Below are 17,703 nucleotides of genomic sequence, written 5' to 3' on the forward strand. Positions count from 1 at the left end.
TGGTTAAGCTGAAACCAGGATAAGTTTTTGCGGATTGGGATCTTTTGATGTAGGTGTAAGAGCGACGGGAAAATCGACCTCGCTAAAGCCAGGAATTTTTTCCTATTTTAAGGCTCAATTTATAGCTGATAGATTGACAAAAAGCACGCCCGGAGAATAATATTATCATACAAAATGCTGCGTCCGATTTGGGCGTAAAAATGACAATGGTGACGTGATGACCTCTTATGCTTTAGGCCTTGATTATGGCAGTGATTCTGTTCGTGCTTTGCTGGTAGACGCCCTTACCGGCAAGGAAGTAGCAACAAACGTGGTCTATTACCCACGCTGGAAAAAAGGCCTTTATTCTGTACCCGCGAAAGATCAGTTTCGCCAACATCCCCTGGATTACCTTGAGAGCCTTGAGCAAGTTGTGCAAGGCTTGTGGGCGCAAGCACCGGCTGGTGCTGCCGCAAAAGTTGTCGGCATAGGTTTTGATACTACGGGTTCTACGCCTATCGCTGTGGATAGAGACGGTATGGCTTTGGCACTTAAGCCAGAGTTTGCTGAAAACCCCAATGCGATGTTCGTGTTGTGGAAAGACCACACTGCCATCAAAGAAGCGCAAGAAATTACTGCAGCCGCAAATTCAGCCAAAGAAAATTATTTGAAATACGAAGGCGGCATTTATTCCTCTGAATGGTTCTGGGCGAAAACCCTGCACGTGTTGCGTGAAGACGCGTCCGTTGCCAAGGCTGCTTACCTTTGGGTGGAACATTGCGACTGGATGTCTGCCGTAATTACCGGCACGACTCATCCCTCCAAATTGCGTATGGGCCGCTGCGCCACTGGCCATAAATTAATGTGGCACGAAAGCTGGGGTGGTTATCCACCCAACGAATTCTTTGTGGGTATTGATCCGCTTTTGGACGGCCTGCGCGATCGTTTACCCGCTGAAACCTTTACTTCAGACCAAACCTGCGGCTCATTAACCACAGAATGGGCTGGTTTGCTCGGTTTACCAGTGGGAACGCCAGTGAGCTTTAGCGCGTTCGATTGTCACATGGGTGCTGTTGCAGCAAACGTAAAACCTGGTGTGCTGACCAAGATTATGGGTACATCAACCTGCGATATTACTGTGGCAAGTTATGAAGATATTGGTGATAAATGCATCCGCGGCATTTGCGGCCAAGTTGATGGTTCCGTCACACCCGGTTTGGTAGGTCTTGAGGCGGGGCAATCTGCATTTGGCGATTTGTATGCCTGGTTTAAAAACGTGGTGAACTGGCCCGCCACTCAACTCGTGTCATCATCATCTTTGTTAGATGAAGCAACCAAGCAAAAACTTATTCAAGAATTTGAAGACAAAACTATTGTTGCGCTGAGTAAAGCCGCGAGTGAAGTTGCTGTAGGCGAGACCAGCATTACCGCATTGGATTGGGTTAACGGCCGCCGCACACCAGATGCAGACCAATCGGTTACCATGGCAATTACCGGTTTGAAAATGGGCAGCGATGCACCACAAATTTTCCGCGCGCTGGTTGAAGCAACTGCGTTCGGTGCGCGTGCGATTATCGAGCGCTTTAAACAAGAAGGTGTTGCCATTGATTCTGTGGTGGCGATTGGCGGTATTTCCAAAAAATCTGATTTCGTTATGCAAACCTGCGCAGATGTTTGGAATTGCCCGATTGAAGTTTTAGAGAGCGAACAAAGTTGTGCCTTGGGTGCCGCCATTTTCGGTGCTGTTGTGGGTGGTGTTTATCCTGACGTTGCCAGCGCGCAAAAAGTGATGGCATCAACCGTGTGCAAAACTTACAAACCTAACGCACAAACTGCAGCGGCTTATGAAAGCCTGTATCAAAAATATTTAACGCTCGGCGCTTTCGTCAATGGAGGTTCTCTGAAGTGAGTTACATTGAATTAAAGCGCGAAGTATACGAAGCCAACATGGAGTTGCAGCGTCGCAATTTGGTTGTTTATACCTGGGGTAATGTATCGCAAGTTGATCGTGCAAAAGGTGTGATCGCGATTAAGCCAAGCGGCGTAGCCTATGAAGTTATGAAGCCGGACGATATCGTTATTGTGGATTTGGAAAACAATATTGTTGACGGAAAAATGCGTCCTTCATCCGATACCAAAACCCACACACACTTATATCGTCACTTTGATTCCATCGGCGGCGTGACTCACACCCATTCGACCTATGCCACTGCATGGGCGCAAACACAGCAAGCCATTCCTTGTTATGGAACGACTCACGCTGATTACGCTTACGGCGAAATTCCCTGCACGGCAGTGATGAGCGATGAGCAAATTGAGCGCGACTACGAAGAAGAAACCGGTGTGCAAATTACGGATTGTTTTAAAACACGCAGCCCAAAAGAAGTACCTATGGTGATTGTTGCAGGTCATGCACCATTTACTTGGGGCAAGAATGGTGCTGATGCGGTTTATCACGCGGTGATATTAGAAGAAATTGCGCGCATGGCTTATCTCACTAAAACCCTTCAGCCAAATACGGCGGCTTTAAAACAGGGGATTGTAGATAAGCATTATTTACGCAAGCACGGAAAAAATGCCTATTACGGGCAAAAATAATTGAGTTAGCAAATTTAATAGATAGGTTTTTGAGGAAATCAAAATGAAAGTTTACGGCGATAAAGAAGTCTGGTTGGTCACTGGCTCACAACATTTATACGGCCCTGGCGTGCTGAAACAAGTCGCCGAGAACAGCCAAAAAATTGCAGCGGGCTTGACTGAGTCTGCCAATCTTTCTATCAAGATTGTTGCGCAAGACACGGTGAAATCTCCGGCGGAAATTTTGGCGGTAGCGCAAGCGGCTAACAGCAATCCAAATTGCGTGGGTTTGATTTTGTGGATGCACACTTTCTCTCCTGCAAAAATGTGGATCTCTGGTTTGCGCGCATTGAGCAAGCCTTACATGCATTTGCATACGCAGTTCAACGCTGAGTTGCCATTTGCTGATATCAACATGAACTTTATGAACCTCAACCAAAGTGCGCACGGTGACCGCGAGTTCGGCCACGTGAGCACGCGTTTGCGTCAAGAGCGCAAAGTGGTTGTTGGCCACTGGGCAACTGAGTCTGTACAAAAACAAATTGACAGCTGGTGTCGCGTTGCTATGGGCTGGCATGCAAGCCAAACCTTAAAAGTGGCGCGCTTTGGCGACAACATGCGTCAAGTTGCTGTGACTGATGGCGATAAAGTGTCTGCACAAATTACGTTTGGTTACGAAGTTCACGCATACGGTTTGGGCGATTTGCAAAAAGTGGTTGATGCGGTAACCGACGAACAAGTTGCTGCACAAATTGAAACTTACAAAAAAGAATACGATGTTAACCCAGCGATTTTTGATGACGAACATCAATATCAAATGCTGAAAAACGAAGCGCGTCTTGAATTGGGCATGCTGAAGTTTTTAACTGACGGCGGCTTTGGTGCATTCACAAACTGCTTCGAAAACTTGACTGGTTTAACCAACCTTCCTGGTTTGGCAACACAACGTTTAATGGCTGCCGGTTTTGGTTACGGTGGTGAAGGCGATTGGAAAACTGCAGCGATGGTTCACATCTGCAAGGTTATGTCTAAAGGTCGTCAAGGTGGTTCATCCTTTATGGAAGATTACACCTATCACTTCGGTGGAGTTGATCAAGTATTGGGTGCGCACATGTTGGAAGTCTGTCCATCAATCGCTGCTGCAAAACCAAAACTTGAAGTTCATTTGCACACCATTGGTTGCCGCAACGATATCGCGCGTTTGATTTTCACCGGCAAAGCGGGCCCCGCTTTGTGCATTTCTTTAATTGATATTGGCACTCGTTTCCGCGTAATCATTAATGAAGTGGATACAGTAACGCCACCGCAAGAATTGCCGAAGTTGCCGGTAGCAAAAGCGCTCTGGGAACCGCGTCCAAATTTAGAGATCTCAGCAACGGCGTGGATTCAAGCTGGTGGCGCGCATCACAGTGCTTACACCCAAGGTGTGACGGCAGATGAGATTGTTGATTACGCAGAAATGGCGGGTGTTGAAGCTTTGGTTATTGATGCAAACACTAGTGTGCGCGCATTTAAAACCGAGTTGCGTCACAACGCTGCTTACTATCATCTGAAAGACGGTGTTTAACAGGCACATGAAAGACGATATTCAATATCGTCTTTCATTTTTAAAATGAACTACAACGGTGATTTTTAAATAATAACAGGAGAATGATAATGAATTTTAAACGACTGGCCTTGGCGCTTTGTGTTACAGCAGCTTGCGCACAACCCACTTTCGCCGCTGAAACCGCTGCAGCTGCCGCTTCACAAAAACCAGCGGCAGTTAAAGCAGTAGCGCAATTAAGTGTTACTGAAGCTCCTTTTGGAAAATTGCCTTCTGGTGAATCAACTACTTTGTTCACCTTGACTAACGCAAATGGCGTAGTGGTTAAAGCAACTAACTATGGCGGCGTTATTACCTCCATGATCACGCCAGATAAAAGCGGCAATATGGCTGATATCGTTTTAGGTTTCGACAATATCGATGGCTATTTGAAAAATAAATCCTATTACGGTGCATTGATCGGTCGTTACGGAAACCGTATTGGCAAGGCGCAATTTGCAATTGATGGTAAAACTTACAATCTCGACAAAAACGACAGCGCCAATCATTTGCACGGTGGCAGCAAAGGTTTCTGGGCTGTGTTGTGGGATGCAAAATCTTTCAAAACTGCAAATTCTGTTGGCATCACTTTAACGCACACCAGTCCAGATGGTGACCAAGGTTATCCTGGTAATTTGAAAGCTACGGTTGTTTACGAGTTGACGAACAACAACGAATTCACCATCACTTACGGCGCAACAACTGATAAACCAACGCACGTTAATATGACCCAACACCCTTATTTCAACATGGTGGGCAAGGGCAGTATCTTGAATCAAGAGTTGTACATTAACGGGAGCAAATATACGCCTGTTGATAGCGGTTTGATTCCAACCGGCGAGTTGGCTCCCGTTGCAGGCACTCCGTTTGATTTCACTAAAGCTCACACAATTGGTCAAATGATTGGTCAAACGAACGAGCAATTGAAAAACGGTGGTGGTTACGATCACAACTGGGTGCTGAATAAGAAAACCGCTGACGAGTGGGGCTTGGATGCACGCTTCTCTGATCCAGTGTCAGGCCGTACTTTGGAAGTTTATTCTGATGAGCCAGGCATTCAATTTTACAGTGGTAACTTCCTGGAAGGAAAAGTGGAAGGCAAGGGCGTGAAGTTTGAATATCGCGGTGCAATTTGTTTAGAGCCGCAACACTATCCTGATACTCCGAACAAACCAAAGTTCCCAAGTACTTTGCTTAAACCAGGTGAAGAGTACAAGAGCAAAATTGGCTTCAAATTTGTAGCCAAATAATTAAATGGTTAGAAAAAAATAAGGCGCCTTGGGGCGCCTTATTTTTTTTATTGCTATTCAGTAATTCGAATCGTATCCACTTGGCAAATTGTTGTGGCAACTGAACCACCTAAATAATTCAACTGCAATCCAACTTTGCTAACGCGTTTCGCATCATAGCCACTTTCAAATACGGTGCCGAAATCAGCAAATACACTGTACCAAGTATCTGCCTTCAGCGACGTTGCGTAGTTAGCGTCTGTTGTTGCTGTGGTTCCATTAACATCGGTGGAAACCATTTGGAATGAAAAGTTCATCGAGGTATTTTTCCAACAAATAATTTGGAAGCTCGCTTGCTTCTTCGTAATGTCGATGGACTTATCCAATGTTGTGTCAAAACGCACCACGTTGTTAGCGCTTTGCCAAATAATGTTTAAGGTTGTACCAAAACCGTAGGCAGTTGTTGCGGTGGTACTTGCGTTGCCTGACACATTGGTGACTTTCCATTCAGGGATGGTTTTGTTGTTGAAGTCTTCCTTAAAAATCACTTTTGGTCCAGCTACTACGGGGCCGCCTTTGGCGAGTTGCACGTTATCTAACTGTATGTGCAAATTCGCGTTGTTCCCTACCGGCACCAGTACCAGGCTGTTATTAACTTTGGTGAGGTCCAGTCCTGTTGCGATGAAATCACTCATGGGGATGTTTATATGAGTCCAGGTGTCCAATGTTGGGATGACGATCTTGGCTTCATGTGAAGAGCAGGGCCACAAACAATCCATGCGAACGGAAAACACAACACCACCGGCTTGTGCATCATAAGCATCACCGGCATTCAACACGCGTACATCAAATTGCAAAGAGCCGGTTTGGAATTGGGTTTCATCCTGCGAAGCGGGGCTAATGTCCGGATGCCCGATCATGAATTGGCCTTTGCGATCATTGTCGGTGAAGCTCACATCCAACACTTTATTGTGGGTGCTGTTGCTATCCTGAATTGACCATTGAACTTGTTGTCCAGATTTGGATTCCGTGTACTCGGTATAGCTGGGTATATATTGTGCCGCCCAGATAACTCCGTAGTTTGTATTCAAGCATTCTGAAAAAATGGTTCCGCCGGTGTTATTGCAAGGATTAACACTGGATGCGGAGCTGGAGCTACTACTAGACGAACTGCTACTGGAAGAACTGCTAGAGCTTGATGATGAACTTGAACTGCTGCTCGGCGCGCTACTGCTGACAGAACTGCTTTCGGTAGTGACTGGTGGTGTGCTTGGGCTCTTGCCGCCGCCCCCACCGCCACCACAGGCTGTTAAAAGAGCAAATAGACCGCTTAATAAAATAAGATGTTTGAACATGTGCTTTCCTTTGTCTGTTTAAGTAATGCTCCAGGTATCCGTATTGTAATTGTTAGATTTGAACGACAGGTTATTACGGAGGAGGCGGGCGGATTTTAACCAGATTGGCAAATGATTGCAGCAGAAAAATGGGGTGGTTTACGTGGAATTGTGCCCATAAAAAAAGCGATCAGATGATCGCTTTTTTTATGGGGCATTTTTAAAACTTAGTGCGCGCTTAACACACCTTCTTCAATCGCATGGGTTGGTGCTTTCTTGGCTGCAAATGCGAACCACAATACATAGAGGTAGCAAACCAGCGGTACTACGAAGGCGATGGAGCGAGCGCCTACCGGGAAGTGCGCCAACAACATATCCACTGCAAAGCCGTAGGCTACGGAGATAAAGCCACCGCCGCAGATCGCCATACACATCAGACCCGAAGTTGCAGATGCTGGCGCAGTAGAGCGCTCCAAGGTCAAAGTGAAGATAGTGGGGAACATGATGGAGTTAAACAAGCCAATGAAGATTGCTGCAATAGCCGGCAAGAAGCCCATGGTGATTGGAGCATCGTAACCGTGGAACGTGAAGGTGCCGCCCAGTGGAGTTGCTGGCAAGTTATAGGTGCAGATTACGAAGGTACACAAAGCTGTTGCGCCAAAGGCTACGAATGCCAGCATATTGGTAGCGCTCAGGTAGCGTAATAAAGCTGAACCAGCAAAGCGGCCAACCATGGCTAACAACATGAAATAAGGTGCTACATAGCCAGCGGTTTGCGCCGGTACGTTAAGAATTTCTTTTTGTTCCAGGAAGAAAATCATGCCTGAAATTACGCAAACTTCTGCACCAACGTACAGGAAAATGCCCAAGGCACCCAGGTTGGCCCATTTGGATTTCAATGCGGAGAATGGTGACTCTGTGTGAGCGGCCATTTTAGGCGCGTGTATAGCAATGGTATTGCGCACCAGGAATACAGCAATAGTGAATACCGCGAGTACAACAGCAATCAGGAAATAAACGTTGGTTACGAATGACAAACCGGTATCTAGCAAGTCTTGCGTTACAACAACATCTTTATGGAACAAAGGACCATCAAGCAAATATTTAGCGCCGAACCATCCACCCACAAAAGCACCCAATGAGTTGAATGATTGTGAAAGGTTCAAGCGGAAGGCTGCACCTTTTTGATCGCCCATAGAAGCAATCAGCGGGTTAGCGGCTACTTGCAAGAGAGTGATACCCGATGCTGCCACAAACAAACCGAGCAATACGGTGACGAAGCTGTGTGAGAAGGTGGTTGCCCAGGCAATCAGGCAGCCAGCGATAATGCCGATCAAACCTAAAATAATTGATTTGGTGTAACCCTTTTTCGCCAGATAAGCGGCTGACGGAATCGACATAATGCCGTAAGCAATAAAGAACGCGAATTGGTTGAGCTGTGCCTCCGCGTCAGTAAGGGTGTAAATCACCTTCATACTTTTGACGAGTGGGTCGATCAGGTTGGTTACAAACGCCCAGATAAAAAATAGTGCGGTGATGTAAACAATCGACAGAATTAAGCTGCCGCCTTTAGGTGAAGAATTAGACATGTTGTTATCCATTGATTGATCGATAGTGAGGTCTTGTTTATTAGCGGACATTATATCCCCCGAATTATTGATTTTATTGTCTATGTGGCGAGCACCGCAATCGGTTGGGGTGCAAATCTTTGTTAGCGGAACTCACAGACCCTTTAAGGGGAAGATAGTTCTCAAATGCTATAAAAAACGTCCTATTATACTATTAATATCCGTCTCTGTTGAATGGAAATTTGCGCAAAAGCTCAATCACTCCTCGTAGATTTACGTAAATCCTTGTTAATTTACGGCAGAAGCCGCTTTTACCATCACTATCTAAAATTTGGCTGGCATTTCATGAAAATACTGTTTATTATAATACAAATACGTTGGCATCCCTATTTGGTGGGGTGTGCAAATTGATTGGTTTTAATGTTGTCGTTGGAGTGTGTGTAGCAGCCATCTGTTGCTCACACCATTTTTTACCGTTACAGGGCAACCTGTAACGGTTTTTTTATGGGCGCAGGTTGGTCGCACATAATGAATAACGGTGAGCCTAAGGCTTGTTTGTTTTTGGCTAGGCAAATATGTGAGTTAAATTTATTCCAGGGGTACCTATGAAAAAAATAATCTTGTTTGCTTCCTGTGTATTGGCAATGCAAAGCCCAATATCTTCTGCAGCCGAATTATTCCCGCTGAACGATGTTCGCCTTAACGCAAGTCCCTTTCTGGACGCACAAAATACCGATCTCCATTATTTGATGGCACTTGAGCCGGATAAATTGCTCGCGCCTTTTTTGCGTGAAGCAGGTTTACCACTAAAGCAGGAAAGCTACGGCAATTGGGAGTCGTCAGGCTTGGATGGACACGTGGGCGGGCATTACCTCACTGCGCTTGCGCTTATGTATGCATCAACGGGCGACGCTGAAATCTTGCGCCGTTTGAATTATTTTGTTGCAGAGCTCAAGCGTGCACAGGATAACAATGGCGATGGTTACATAGGCGGCATTCCGGGTGGAAAAGATGCCTTCAATCAAATTGCCCAAGGCAAAATGCAGGCAGATAACTTTTCGGTAAACGGAAAGTGGGTGCCTTGGTACAACCTCCACAAAACCTTTGCGGGTTTGCGTGATGCTTATAAATACGCGGGCAACCAGGACGCGAAGCACATGTTAATTCGCTTGTCCGATTGGGCATTGACGCTGACCAATCATTTATCCGATGAACAAATGCAAGCCATGATGCGCAGCGAACACGGCGGCATGAACGAAGTTTTTGCGGATGTGTATGCGATCACGGGCGACCAAAAATATCTCAAGCTTGCCGAGCGTTTTTCGCATCAGGCTATTTTAAATCCGCTCAAACAAGATCAAGACAAGTTGACCGGCTTGCATGCGAATACACAAATTCCCAAAGTGATTGGCTTTAAACGCATTGGCGATTTAACTGGCAAAAAAGATTGGCAAGAAGCTGCACAGTTTTTTTGGCAAACCGTTCACGATCACCGCACAGTCGCGATTGGTGGCAACAGCGTGAAAGAACATTTTCACGATGACAAAGATTTCTCCAGCATGATTAGCGAAGTGGAAGGGCCGGAAACCTGCAACACCTACAACATGCTCAAACTCACCGAAATGCTGTTTTTAACCGATAGTAAAGTAAGCTACGCCGACTATTACGAACGCGCCCTCTACAACCATATTTTAGGCTCGCAACGCCCGGATACAGGTGGCTTTGTTTATTTCACCCCCATGCGCCCGAACCACTATCGTGTTTATTCACAAGTGGATAAGGCTATGTGGTGTTGTGTGGGTTCAGGAATTGAAAGCCACGCAAAATACGGTGAGTTTATTTATGCGCACGATGGTGATTCCTTGTACGTAAATTTATTTATCCCTTCTACATTAAACTGGCGTGAGAAAAATGTTCAGTTAGTTCAAAACACCATTTTCCCCGACGAAGAAAGCTCTCATATCACCATTAAGAGCAATAAAAAATTCACGCTGAAAATTCGTTACCCCCAATGGGTCGGCAAAGATGAATTGAAAATCACCATCAACAAAAAACCTGTTGCGATTTCTGCACAACCGGGCGAATACGTCAGCTTGAATCGCAGCTGGCGTAAAGGTGACAAGATTGACGTAACTCTGCCGATGAAAACGCAATTGGAACAAATGCCAGATCAATCCAATTACTACGCACTATTACATGGCCCCATTGTGCTGGCTGCAAAAACAAATCCGTTCCCCAATGAAAAAGTGAGTTTCATCGCGGATGATTCGCGCATGGGCCATATAGCCCAAGGGCAGTTGTGCCCATTGGAAGCTGCCCCTTTGTTTGTCAGCGATTCAACCGATTTCATGGCCAAGATAAAACCAGTTGCGGGTAAATCTTTAACCTTTACCGCGCCCGATGTGGTCAAGGGCCCCAATTCAGCATCTTTGGAATTTGTTCCTTTCTTCCGTTTGCACGATTCCCGTTACAGCCTCTATTTGCCCTATTCAACACCGGAGAATCTAGTGAGTTTGCAAGCGGAAACAGCGCGCAAAGAAGCAGAGCGCATAGCCCTGGATGCGATTACGGTTGACCAGGTAGCGCCGGGTGAGCAGCAGCCGGAGTCTGATCATTTCTTTAAAGCTGATCGAACAGATACGGGTATCTCCAACGGCATGCGCTGGCGCAATACCAAGGCCTGGATGAGCTACGAATTGACTGACAAAAAGCTTGAGGCAAAAACCTTGCGTTTGAGCTTTTCCAAAGCGGATGCTGGCAATGAGTTTGATGTATTCATTAACGACAAGTTGATAAAAACCATCAAATTAGCAGCCGATGCTACCCAAGATATATATACCCGTGACTGCGCCATTCCCGAGAGTTTGGTACGAGCATCCAAGGGCAAACTGATTGTTAAGTTTGTGGCCCGTGAGGGCTCCAAAGCGGGCAGTATTTACGGCTTACGCCTATTGAAAAAATAGCAAAATTAATAAAACAATCGTTGAAGACATAGCTGCAGCGGGGCTATGTCTTTGATTTATATGATTTAAATGACTGTAAGCTTTGGTTTACTTGTGTAAATTTATGTTTTATCGATGAGGCTAGTTGGTTACTTTCGCCTCACTGTGTAACCCAAAAATGTCACTTTTAGTCACAATGACTATTATATTTCCTGCATTGTCTTTCTTTTATTGAAACCAGCCTAAAGCTTCATTTACATTTGAATTGCGCTCCCCCTCAGGGCGCACCGTCGATTGCCTCTATTGGTTCATATCATGACGGGGAATGGATGCCATCTAACCCGATAAAAAATAATGAATGGGAAGATGGTTGCAATCGGCAAATCAACCTTAGCCGAAAAGTACACAAACACCTGCAAGGAGAATAAGCATTTCTATATTTTCTGTTTGGGTGGCGGTTTTGTGCATGGAGATCGGTTAATCAATCCATGAAATGAGAGAAATAATATGAAAAACACAATAAAAAAAGTGCTACCCCGAGTTAGTCAGGTTTTAGGTTTTGTTGCGGTATCAGCTGGTTTGTTAGGTCTTGGCCAAGCGGCAAGCGCTCAGACAATCAGTTCCAACTCAACCGGAACCAATAACGGTTTCTACTATTCCTTTTGGACAGATAAGCCGGGTTCGGCTTCGCTGACTTTAGGTTCTGGTGGAAACTATTCAACCACCTGGAGTAATACTGGCAACTTTACTGCCGGTAAGGGCTGGTCAACCGGTGGCCGCAAAGTGGTGAACTTCTCTGGTAACTTTAACGGTGGCAACAATGGGTATTTGGCCGTTTACGGTTGGACTAAAAACCCATTGATTGAGTATTACATCGTTGAGAACTACGGTAGTTGGACTCCACCAGGCGGTACTTCATTGGGTACATTCACGTCTGACGGCGGTACCTACAATATTTATAAAATGCACCGCGACAATGCTCCTTGTATTACCGGCAACAGCTGTAGCTTCGATCAATTCTGGAGTGTTCGTACGTCCAAGCGTTCAAGCGGTTCCGTTACTACTGGCAACCACTTTGATGCGTGGAAAGCCAAGGGTATGAACATGGGTTCTACTTGGGACTACATGATCATGGAAACCGAAGGTTACCAAAGTAGCGGTAGCTCTAACATTACTGTAAGCGAGGGCTCTAGTTCTGGCGGCGGTAGTTCAAGCTCGGCTTCTGGTGGAAGTAAAACCGTTGTTGTACGTGCGAAAGGTTCAGCGGGTGGAGAGAGCATTACGCTGAAAGTGAACGGCACTGCAGTTCAAACCTGGACGCTGTCTACAACTATGACCAACTACACCGCAACTACCAGTTTAAGTGGCGGTACTTTGGTTGAGTACACCAATGACTCTGGTAGCCGCGATGTGCAAGTGGATTACATCAGCGTTAACGGTTCTGTTCGTCAATCTGAAGCTCAAAGCTACAACACCGGCGTTTACCAAAACGGCGCTTGTGGCGGCGGCAATGGTTTGAGCGAGTGGATGCACTGTAACGGCGCTATTGGTTACGGCAACATCTAGCTGTTTGTTAAAAAGTGCCAACCCTCTATGGGTTGGCATTCAGACTCGCGAACAATAAGAGAAGCCTATGTCCACTCCTCCTAAAATCGGTTCGATAAAACCGCTCGTTGCGGCTGCTTTTGCTGGCGCTTTGCTCGCATTTTCCGCACAGCTTTTTATCGCCGACGATTCAGACCAAACCCAGAAAATCCTCGTTATGGAAAACAGGATACGCGCGCTGGAAGCCTTGCTAGACCAAAAAGATCAACAATTAAAAAATACTAACTGGCTATCGCTGCAAAGCCGCAGTACAACTAATTCCAATGGTGTAGCTGCAAAATTGGCTCGTACGGCGAATTCGGATTTGTCTTCGTCGCTCGATGAGAATGCGCAATACGGGACTGCAGTTGCCATAGATTCCGGCCAAATGCTAAAAAATTTGGGGACTCGCTCTATAGATGATCCGCGTTCGTTTACCGAAAAGGTCAGTGATTTGCTCGCGCAAGACGCGTCACAAGAAAAAGTCGCGATTGTGAGTAAAGGCATTTTTGATATGGCGAATGATCGCGAAAATTTGCCCGATTACGCCCTGCAATCGCTTTATACCAAGCAGTCCGACCCGGATGTAAAGCGGGTTATCGCACAAGTTTTGTCGCAACGCGGCAATAACGCGCTTATGGAAAATCATCTTTCCGATGCGCGCACGCAGTTAAAAAGCGACGACCCAACGGCTCGCCAACATGCATTGCAAAATCTCGCCAAAACCCATTACGTGAATGCCGTTAGCGTGATTGCGCCTATGTTGCACGATGCGGATATCAACGTGCGCCTGGATGCACTCTTAGCCATGCGTGCCACGGGCAACCAATCACATCTTGCGCTGGTGGAAAAACTGGTAAATGATCCTGACCCTAATATCAGTTCGCTCGCCATAGATGTTGCCGGTCACTTACGTAACCTGAGTGATAGTGCAAGGACTACGCTGTCCAGTGCCGATATAGCGGCAGAGCTGCCGATAATTCCCCATCCTTGATTGTTTTTCCCTGCTGTTTTTGGAGCGAGTGTTGCATCTCGCTCATTTTTCAATCGGTATTCACCTTCTTTACTGTTCGTCTGTGCTGTTCTTTCCTGGTTTTCCGATCTCTTGCTTTACAAATTCCAACACACGGGCACAGCCATTCTCTGGTTAGTTTTCTGTTATCTATGATATAAATATAATGATAATACAAATAAATTGACCCTTGCCGCATGGTGAAGGGCTGGCCCATCCATAAATAGAGAGAACTTCCATGAAAAAACGTTGCTTAGGCGTGACCTGCTTGCTGCTGGTGTCTTGCGCCAAAAATACTCCGCAGGACATATCGAGCCCGGATAAACACCTTCAGGTTCATTTGAGCCAATCAGAGCAGGGCAGTTTGCAGTACAGCGTACTGCGCGATGGAAAACCTATCGTAAAAACCTCTGCGCTCGGGTTGGAGCTGACCGATGCAGATTTCACCAAAGGCTTGACCATCAAAAACACATCGCCTGTTAAAGCCGTAAGCGATGATTACGAAATGATGGTCGGTAAAAAGCACAAAATTCATTACCAGGCGAATGAACAAACCATCAGCCTTAAAAATGCGGCAGGGCAGGACATTAATGTGACCTTCCGCCTCTCTAACGATGGTGTAGCCTTCCGCTACCAGGTGCCGAACCCGGGCAAAAAACATTTGCAGTTTAAAAACGAAACCACCAGCTTCAGCTTTGCTGAAAACGCCAAAGCCTGGATGCAACCTATGTCGGTGGCGCAAACGGGATGGAGCAACACCAATCCTTCCTATGAAGAACCTTATGTGATGGATACTCCTGTCGGCACAGTCTCACCGAGTCCCGCCGGTTGGGTTTTCCCTGCACTTTATAAAACCGATGACACCTGGGTAGCAATTACCGAAGTTAATATGGATGGCAGTTTCCACGCGTCGCGTTTGCAAGCTGAATCCACCAAAGGCGAATACAAAATCGGTTTGCCTATGGCGGCCGAAGTTTTCACTGGTGGTAATTTGCTTGCAGAAAGTCACAGCGATTTAATTTCACCCTGGCGTGTATTGGCAATTGGAAATTTACCAACGGTGATGGAGTCTACGTTGGGAACGGATTTAGCGGACAAAGCGATTCCGTTCGATAAAAAATATATTCAACCCGGTCATGCGTCCTGGAGCTGGGCGATATTGAAAGACGACTTCACCGTATTTGATGTACAGAAAAAATTTATCGATTACGCGGTAGACATGAAATGGGATTACACGCTAATTGATGCAGATTGGGATAAAAAAATCGGCTACGAAAAAATGAAAGAATTAGTCGATTACGCCAAGACTAAAAATATCGGCATTATCTTGTGGTACAACTCGTCAGGCGATTGGAACCAAACGCCTTACAGCCCAAAAAGTAAATTGATAACACACGAGCAACGCGTAAAAGAATTCGCTTTGTTGCGTGAAATGGGCGTGAAAGGTTTGAAGATTGATTTCTTCGGCGGTGATGGTCGCTCCATGATTGCTTACTACATCGACATTTTGAAAGATGCAGCGGCAGAAGGTTTGTTAATTAATTTCCACGGCGCAACCTTACCGCGTGGTTGGCAGCGTACCTATCCAAACCTGATGACCATGGAAGCCATTAAAGGGTTTGAATTTGCTACCTTTACCCAGGCCAATCAGGATGCGGTTCCAACTCATGCTGCTATGGCACCTTTTGCACGCAACCTGTTTGATCCAATGGATTTCACGCCCATGGCGTTTGGTGATATTCCTAATATCAAGCGCGCGACTCGCAATGGTTTTGAATTGGCAGAGTCGGTGCTGTTTATTTCTGGTATCCAACACTTTGCGGAAATTCCAGAAGGCATGGCAACCGCACCGGATTATGTAAAAGCTTTCTTGCAAGATTTACCGCGCTCATGGGAAGAGGTTAAGTTCTTGGATGGCGTTCCCGGCAAGCATGTTGTGATTGCACGTAAATCGGGTGACACCTGGTATGTTGCAGGTTTGAATGGCGATGGTGCTGACGAGAACCTCACGCTGGATTTAAGTTTTATCGGCAACAAAAAAGGCACGCTCATTACCGACGGTGCAACCGAGCGCGAATTTTCGCAAAGTGAAATTGCGAGCGATAAAGCCACGGTGCTTAACATCAAATCGCACGGCGGATTTGTTGCGGTGTTTAAATAAAAGCGAGAGTAAATAGCTGAGTGCAAATGCGTAAGTGCATTTATCACTTCGGTTAGTTGTTGAGCTAGTCCTTATGTTTGAAGGAAAAACCGCAGCCTTAAAAGCTGCGGTTTTTTTATACAAATCTTGCCGGTTTTTGGATCAATTTGGCGCTTGTTGTGAACCCTTCCACGTAAATTTGCATGATAAAATGACAGCGCTGTTGACAGCGCTGTCATTTAACACTAGAGTGGGCGCCATGAGTTGATAAAGCGGATTGTTTATTCAGCCTGCTTTTCATGGTGACAGTCTCTCACCGTCGATGTCTGGTTGATGCATCGACGTCTCCCTCTTGCCCTTTGCATTGTAAAGGGCTTTTTTTTGCCCCACGTTTGTCGTCTTGCACAAAAATCCAGCTTTTTGGGTTTTCTGACCTAGGTTATTTCTGCTGTAGCTGGCATAATCACGACCCCCAAATTTGGGCTTATCCGCTCATTTTCAAATGCGCATAATCCCAGCCTAAGTGTGTCTAGGTCTTTGCAGATACACACCCTATCGATATCAGAGGATTAACATGCAACCACAGGTAAAGCCCCTAAACCCAAACTTCTCTTCTGGCCCTTGCAGCAAGCGCCCAGGCTACAGTTTGGATCAACTGGATGTTTCTACTCTTGGCCGCTCACACCGTTCCGCTATTGGTAAAGCCGCATTGCAACGCGCGTGTGAAGACACCGCTGAATTGCTCGGTTTGCCAGCCGGCTACCGTGTAGGTGTGGTGCCAGGTTCAGATACAGGCGCAGTGGAAATGGCTATGTGGTCGTTGCTCGGTCAACGCGGTGTGGACATCCTGCAATGGGAATCTTTCGGTAATGGCTGGCTGAGCGATGCCACCAAAGAATTAAAGCTGACCGTAAACGCTCACAACGGCGAATACGGTTTGTTGCCAGATTTGACCAAAGTGAATTTCGATAACGACGTTATCTTCACTTGGAACGGCACTACCTCAGGCGTAAAAGTTCCTAACGGCGACTGGATTCCAGCTGACCGTAAAGGCTTGACCATTTGCGATGCAACTTCTGCGGTATTCGCTATGGAAATGCCATGGGAAAAATTAGACGTTATCACTTTCAGCTGGCAAAAAGTGCTCGGCGGCGAAGGTGCTCATGGTATGTTGATCCTGAGCCCGCGTGCGGTTGAGCGTTTGGAAACTTACAAGCCAAGCTGGCCAATGCCAAAACTGTTCCGCATGACCAGCGGCGGTAAAGTGACTGAAGGTTTGTTTAAAGGCGAAACCATCAATACTCCATCTATGCTTGCTGTTGCCGATTATTTGGATGCCTTGGATTGGGTACGTGCAATCGGCGGCGTGAAGGAAACTATCGCGCGTTCAAATGCAAACCTCGCTGTGTTGGAAAAATTTGTTGCTGCAAATGATTGGATCAGCTTCTTGCCACAAGTGCCAGAAACTCGTTCAAACACCTCTGTGTGTTTCGTGTTGAAAGCGACTGAAGATCAAGTAAAAGCTATGATCAAGTTGTTAGATAAAGCCGGTGTAGCTTACGACATTGGTGCTTACCGAGATGCTCCAGCTGGTTTGCGTATTTGGTGTGGTGCAACTGTTGAAGCTTCTGATCTTGAAGCGCTTTTGCCTTGGTTGACATGGGCATATCAAGAAGCCACTAAAGGTTAATCACTAAATAAATCTTTAAGGGCTGTGTTTTTACACGGCCCTTTTTAGTTTTGACGCTTATTA

Annotated in this window: 11 protein-coding genes; 9 read left to right on the top strand and 2 right to left on the bottom strand. The window is 46.2% G+C overall.

Translation table 11 applies throughout. The features are described 5' to 3' along the window. The first annotated feature begins 217 nt into the window (after positions 1–217). The 4 genes from IE104_RS02805 (at position 218) to IE104_RS02820 (ending at position 5,391) form a co-directional block, all read left to right on the top strand. On the top strand, positions 218–1,888 hold the full coding sequence (locus IE104_RS02805; RefSeq protein WP_189415919.1) for a ribulokinase: 1,671 nt from the start codon (positions 218–220) through the stop codon (positions 1,886–1,888). Further along, positions 1,885–2,577: an L-ribulose-5-phosphate 4-epimerase gene (locus IE104_RS02810; RefSeq protein ID WP_189415921.1), complete on the top strand. Its 693-nt coding sequence runs from the start codon at positions 1,885–1,887 to the stop codon at positions 2,575–2,577. Before IE104_RS02805 ends, IE104_RS02810 begins: the two co-directional genes overlap by 4 nt. A gap of 43 nt (positions 2,578–2,620) precedes the next feature. Further along, positions 2,621–4,123, top strand: a complete 1,503-nt coding sequence (araA, locus tag IE104_RS02815) for an L-arabinose isomerase (protein WP_189415923.1) — start codon at positions 2,621–2,623, stop codon at positions 4,121–4,123. An 89-nt stretch (positions 4,124–4,212) separates the two neighbouring features. Further along, entirely contained in the window at positions 4,213–5,391 is a 1,179-nt protein-coding gene (locus tag IE104_RS02820; protein WP_229837583.1) for an aldose epimerase family protein, read from the top strand. 53 nt (positions 5,392–5,444) lie between these two features. On the opposite strand, the gene IE104_RS02825 is transcribed toward IE104_RS02820, so the two are convergent. Both IE104_RS02825 and IE104_RS02830 read right to left on the bottom strand, forming a co-directional pair. After that, positions 5,445–6,725, bottom strand: a complete 1,281-nt coding sequence (locus IE104_RS02825; RefSeq protein ID WP_189415927.1) for a hypothetical protein — start codon at positions 6,723–6,725, stop codon at positions 5,445–5,447. A 206-nt stretch (positions 6,726–6,931) separates the two neighbouring features. Then, complete coding sequence (locus IE104_RS02830) at positions 6,932–8,344, bottom strand: MFS transporter (RefSeq protein ID WP_229837584.1); 1,413 nt, start codon at positions 8,342–8,344, stop codon at positions 6,932–6,934. A 533-nt stretch (positions 8,345–8,877) separates the two neighbouring features. Here IE104_RS02830 and IE104_RS02835 point away from each other — a divergent pair. The 5 genes from IE104_RS02835 to IE104_RS02855 all read left to right on the top strand — a co-directional run bounded on the left by IE104_RS02835 (position 8,878) and on the right by IE104_RS02855 (position 17,640). Next, positions 8,878–11,235 carry a glycoside hydrolase family 127 protein gene (locus IE104_RS02835; RefSeq protein WP_189415929.1) on the top strand — a complete coding sequence of 786 codons (2,358 nt, stop codon included), beginning with the start codon at positions 8,878–8,880 and terminating at the stop codon, positions 11,233–11,235. A 486-nt stretch (positions 11,236–11,721) separates the two neighbouring features. After that, positions 11,722–12,780, top strand: a complete 1,059-nt coding sequence (locus tag IE104_RS02840; RefSeq protein WP_189415930.1) for a glycoside hydrolase family 11 protein — start codon at positions 11,722–11,724, stop codon at positions 12,778–12,780. 67 nt (positions 12,781–12,847) lie between these two features. Beyond that, positions 12,848–13,792, top strand: a complete 945-nt coding sequence (locus IE104_RS02845; protein WP_189415931.1) for a HEAT repeat domain-containing protein — start codon at positions 12,848–12,850, stop codon at positions 13,790–13,792. Between the two features lie 256 nt (positions 13,793–14,048). Then, positions 14,049–15,971 carry a glycoside hydrolase family 97 protein gene (locus tag IE104_RS02850; protein ID WP_189415932.1) on the top strand — a complete coding sequence of 641 codons (1,923 nt, stop codon included), beginning with the start codon at positions 14,049–14,051 and terminating at the stop codon, positions 15,969–15,971. 553 nt (positions 15,972–16,524) lie between these two features. Continuing rightward, positions 16,525–17,640, top strand: a complete 1,116-nt coding sequence (locus tag IE104_RS02855; protein WP_189415933.1) for a phosphoserine transaminase — start codon at positions 16,525–16,527, stop codon at positions 17,638–17,640. The last annotated feature ends 63 nt before the right edge of the window (positions 17,641–17,703 follow it).

Origin of the sequence: Cellvibrio zantedeschiae (genome assembly GCF_014652535.1) — a bacterium.
Classification (GTDB): domain Bacteria; phylum Pseudomonadota; class Gammaproteobacteria; order Pseudomonadales; family Cellvibrionaceae; genus Cellvibrio; species Cellvibrio zantedeschiae.

Bases quoted from the DNA above. Each gene is read 5' to 3' on its own strand.
- IE104_RS02805 (WP_189415919.1), top strand. From the start codon at position 218: ATGACCTCTTATGCTTTAGGCCTTGATTATGGCAGTGATTCTGTTCGT.
- araA (WP_189415923.1), top strand. From the start codon at position 2,621: ATGAAAGTTTACGGCGATAAAGAAGTCTGGTTGGTCACTGGCTCACAA.
- IE104_RS02820 (WP_229837583.1), top strand. From the start codon at position 4,213: ATGAATTTTAAACGACTGGCCTTGGCGCTTTGTGTTACAGCAGCTTGC.
- IE104_RS02825 (WP_189415927.1), bottom strand. From the start codon at position 6,725: ATGTTCAAACATCTTATTTTATTAAGCGGTCTATTTGCTCTTTTAACA.
- IE104_RS02830 (WP_229837584.1), bottom strand. From the start codon at position 8,344: ATGTCCGCTAATAAACAAGACCTCACTATCGATCAATCAATGGATAAC.
- IE104_RS02835 (WP_189415929.1), top strand. From the start codon at position 8,878: ATGAAAAAAATAATCTTGTTTGCTTCCTGTGTATTGGCAATGCAAAGC.
- IE104_RS02840 (WP_189415930.1), top strand. From the start codon at position 11,722: ATGAAAAACACAATAAAAAAAGTGCTACCCCGAGTTAGTCAGGTTTTA.
- IE104_RS02845 (WP_189415931.1), top strand. From the start codon at position 12,848: ATGTCCACTCCTCCTAAAATCGGTTCGATAAAACCGCTCGTTGCGGCT.
- IE104_RS02850 (WP_189415932.1), top strand. From the start codon at position 14,049: ATGAAAAAACGTTGCTTAGGCGTGACCTGCTTGCTGCTGGTGTCTTGC.
- IE104_RS02855 (WP_189415933.1), top strand. From the start codon at position 16,525: ATGCAACCACAGGTAAAGCCCCTAAACCCAAACTTCTCTTCTGGCCCT.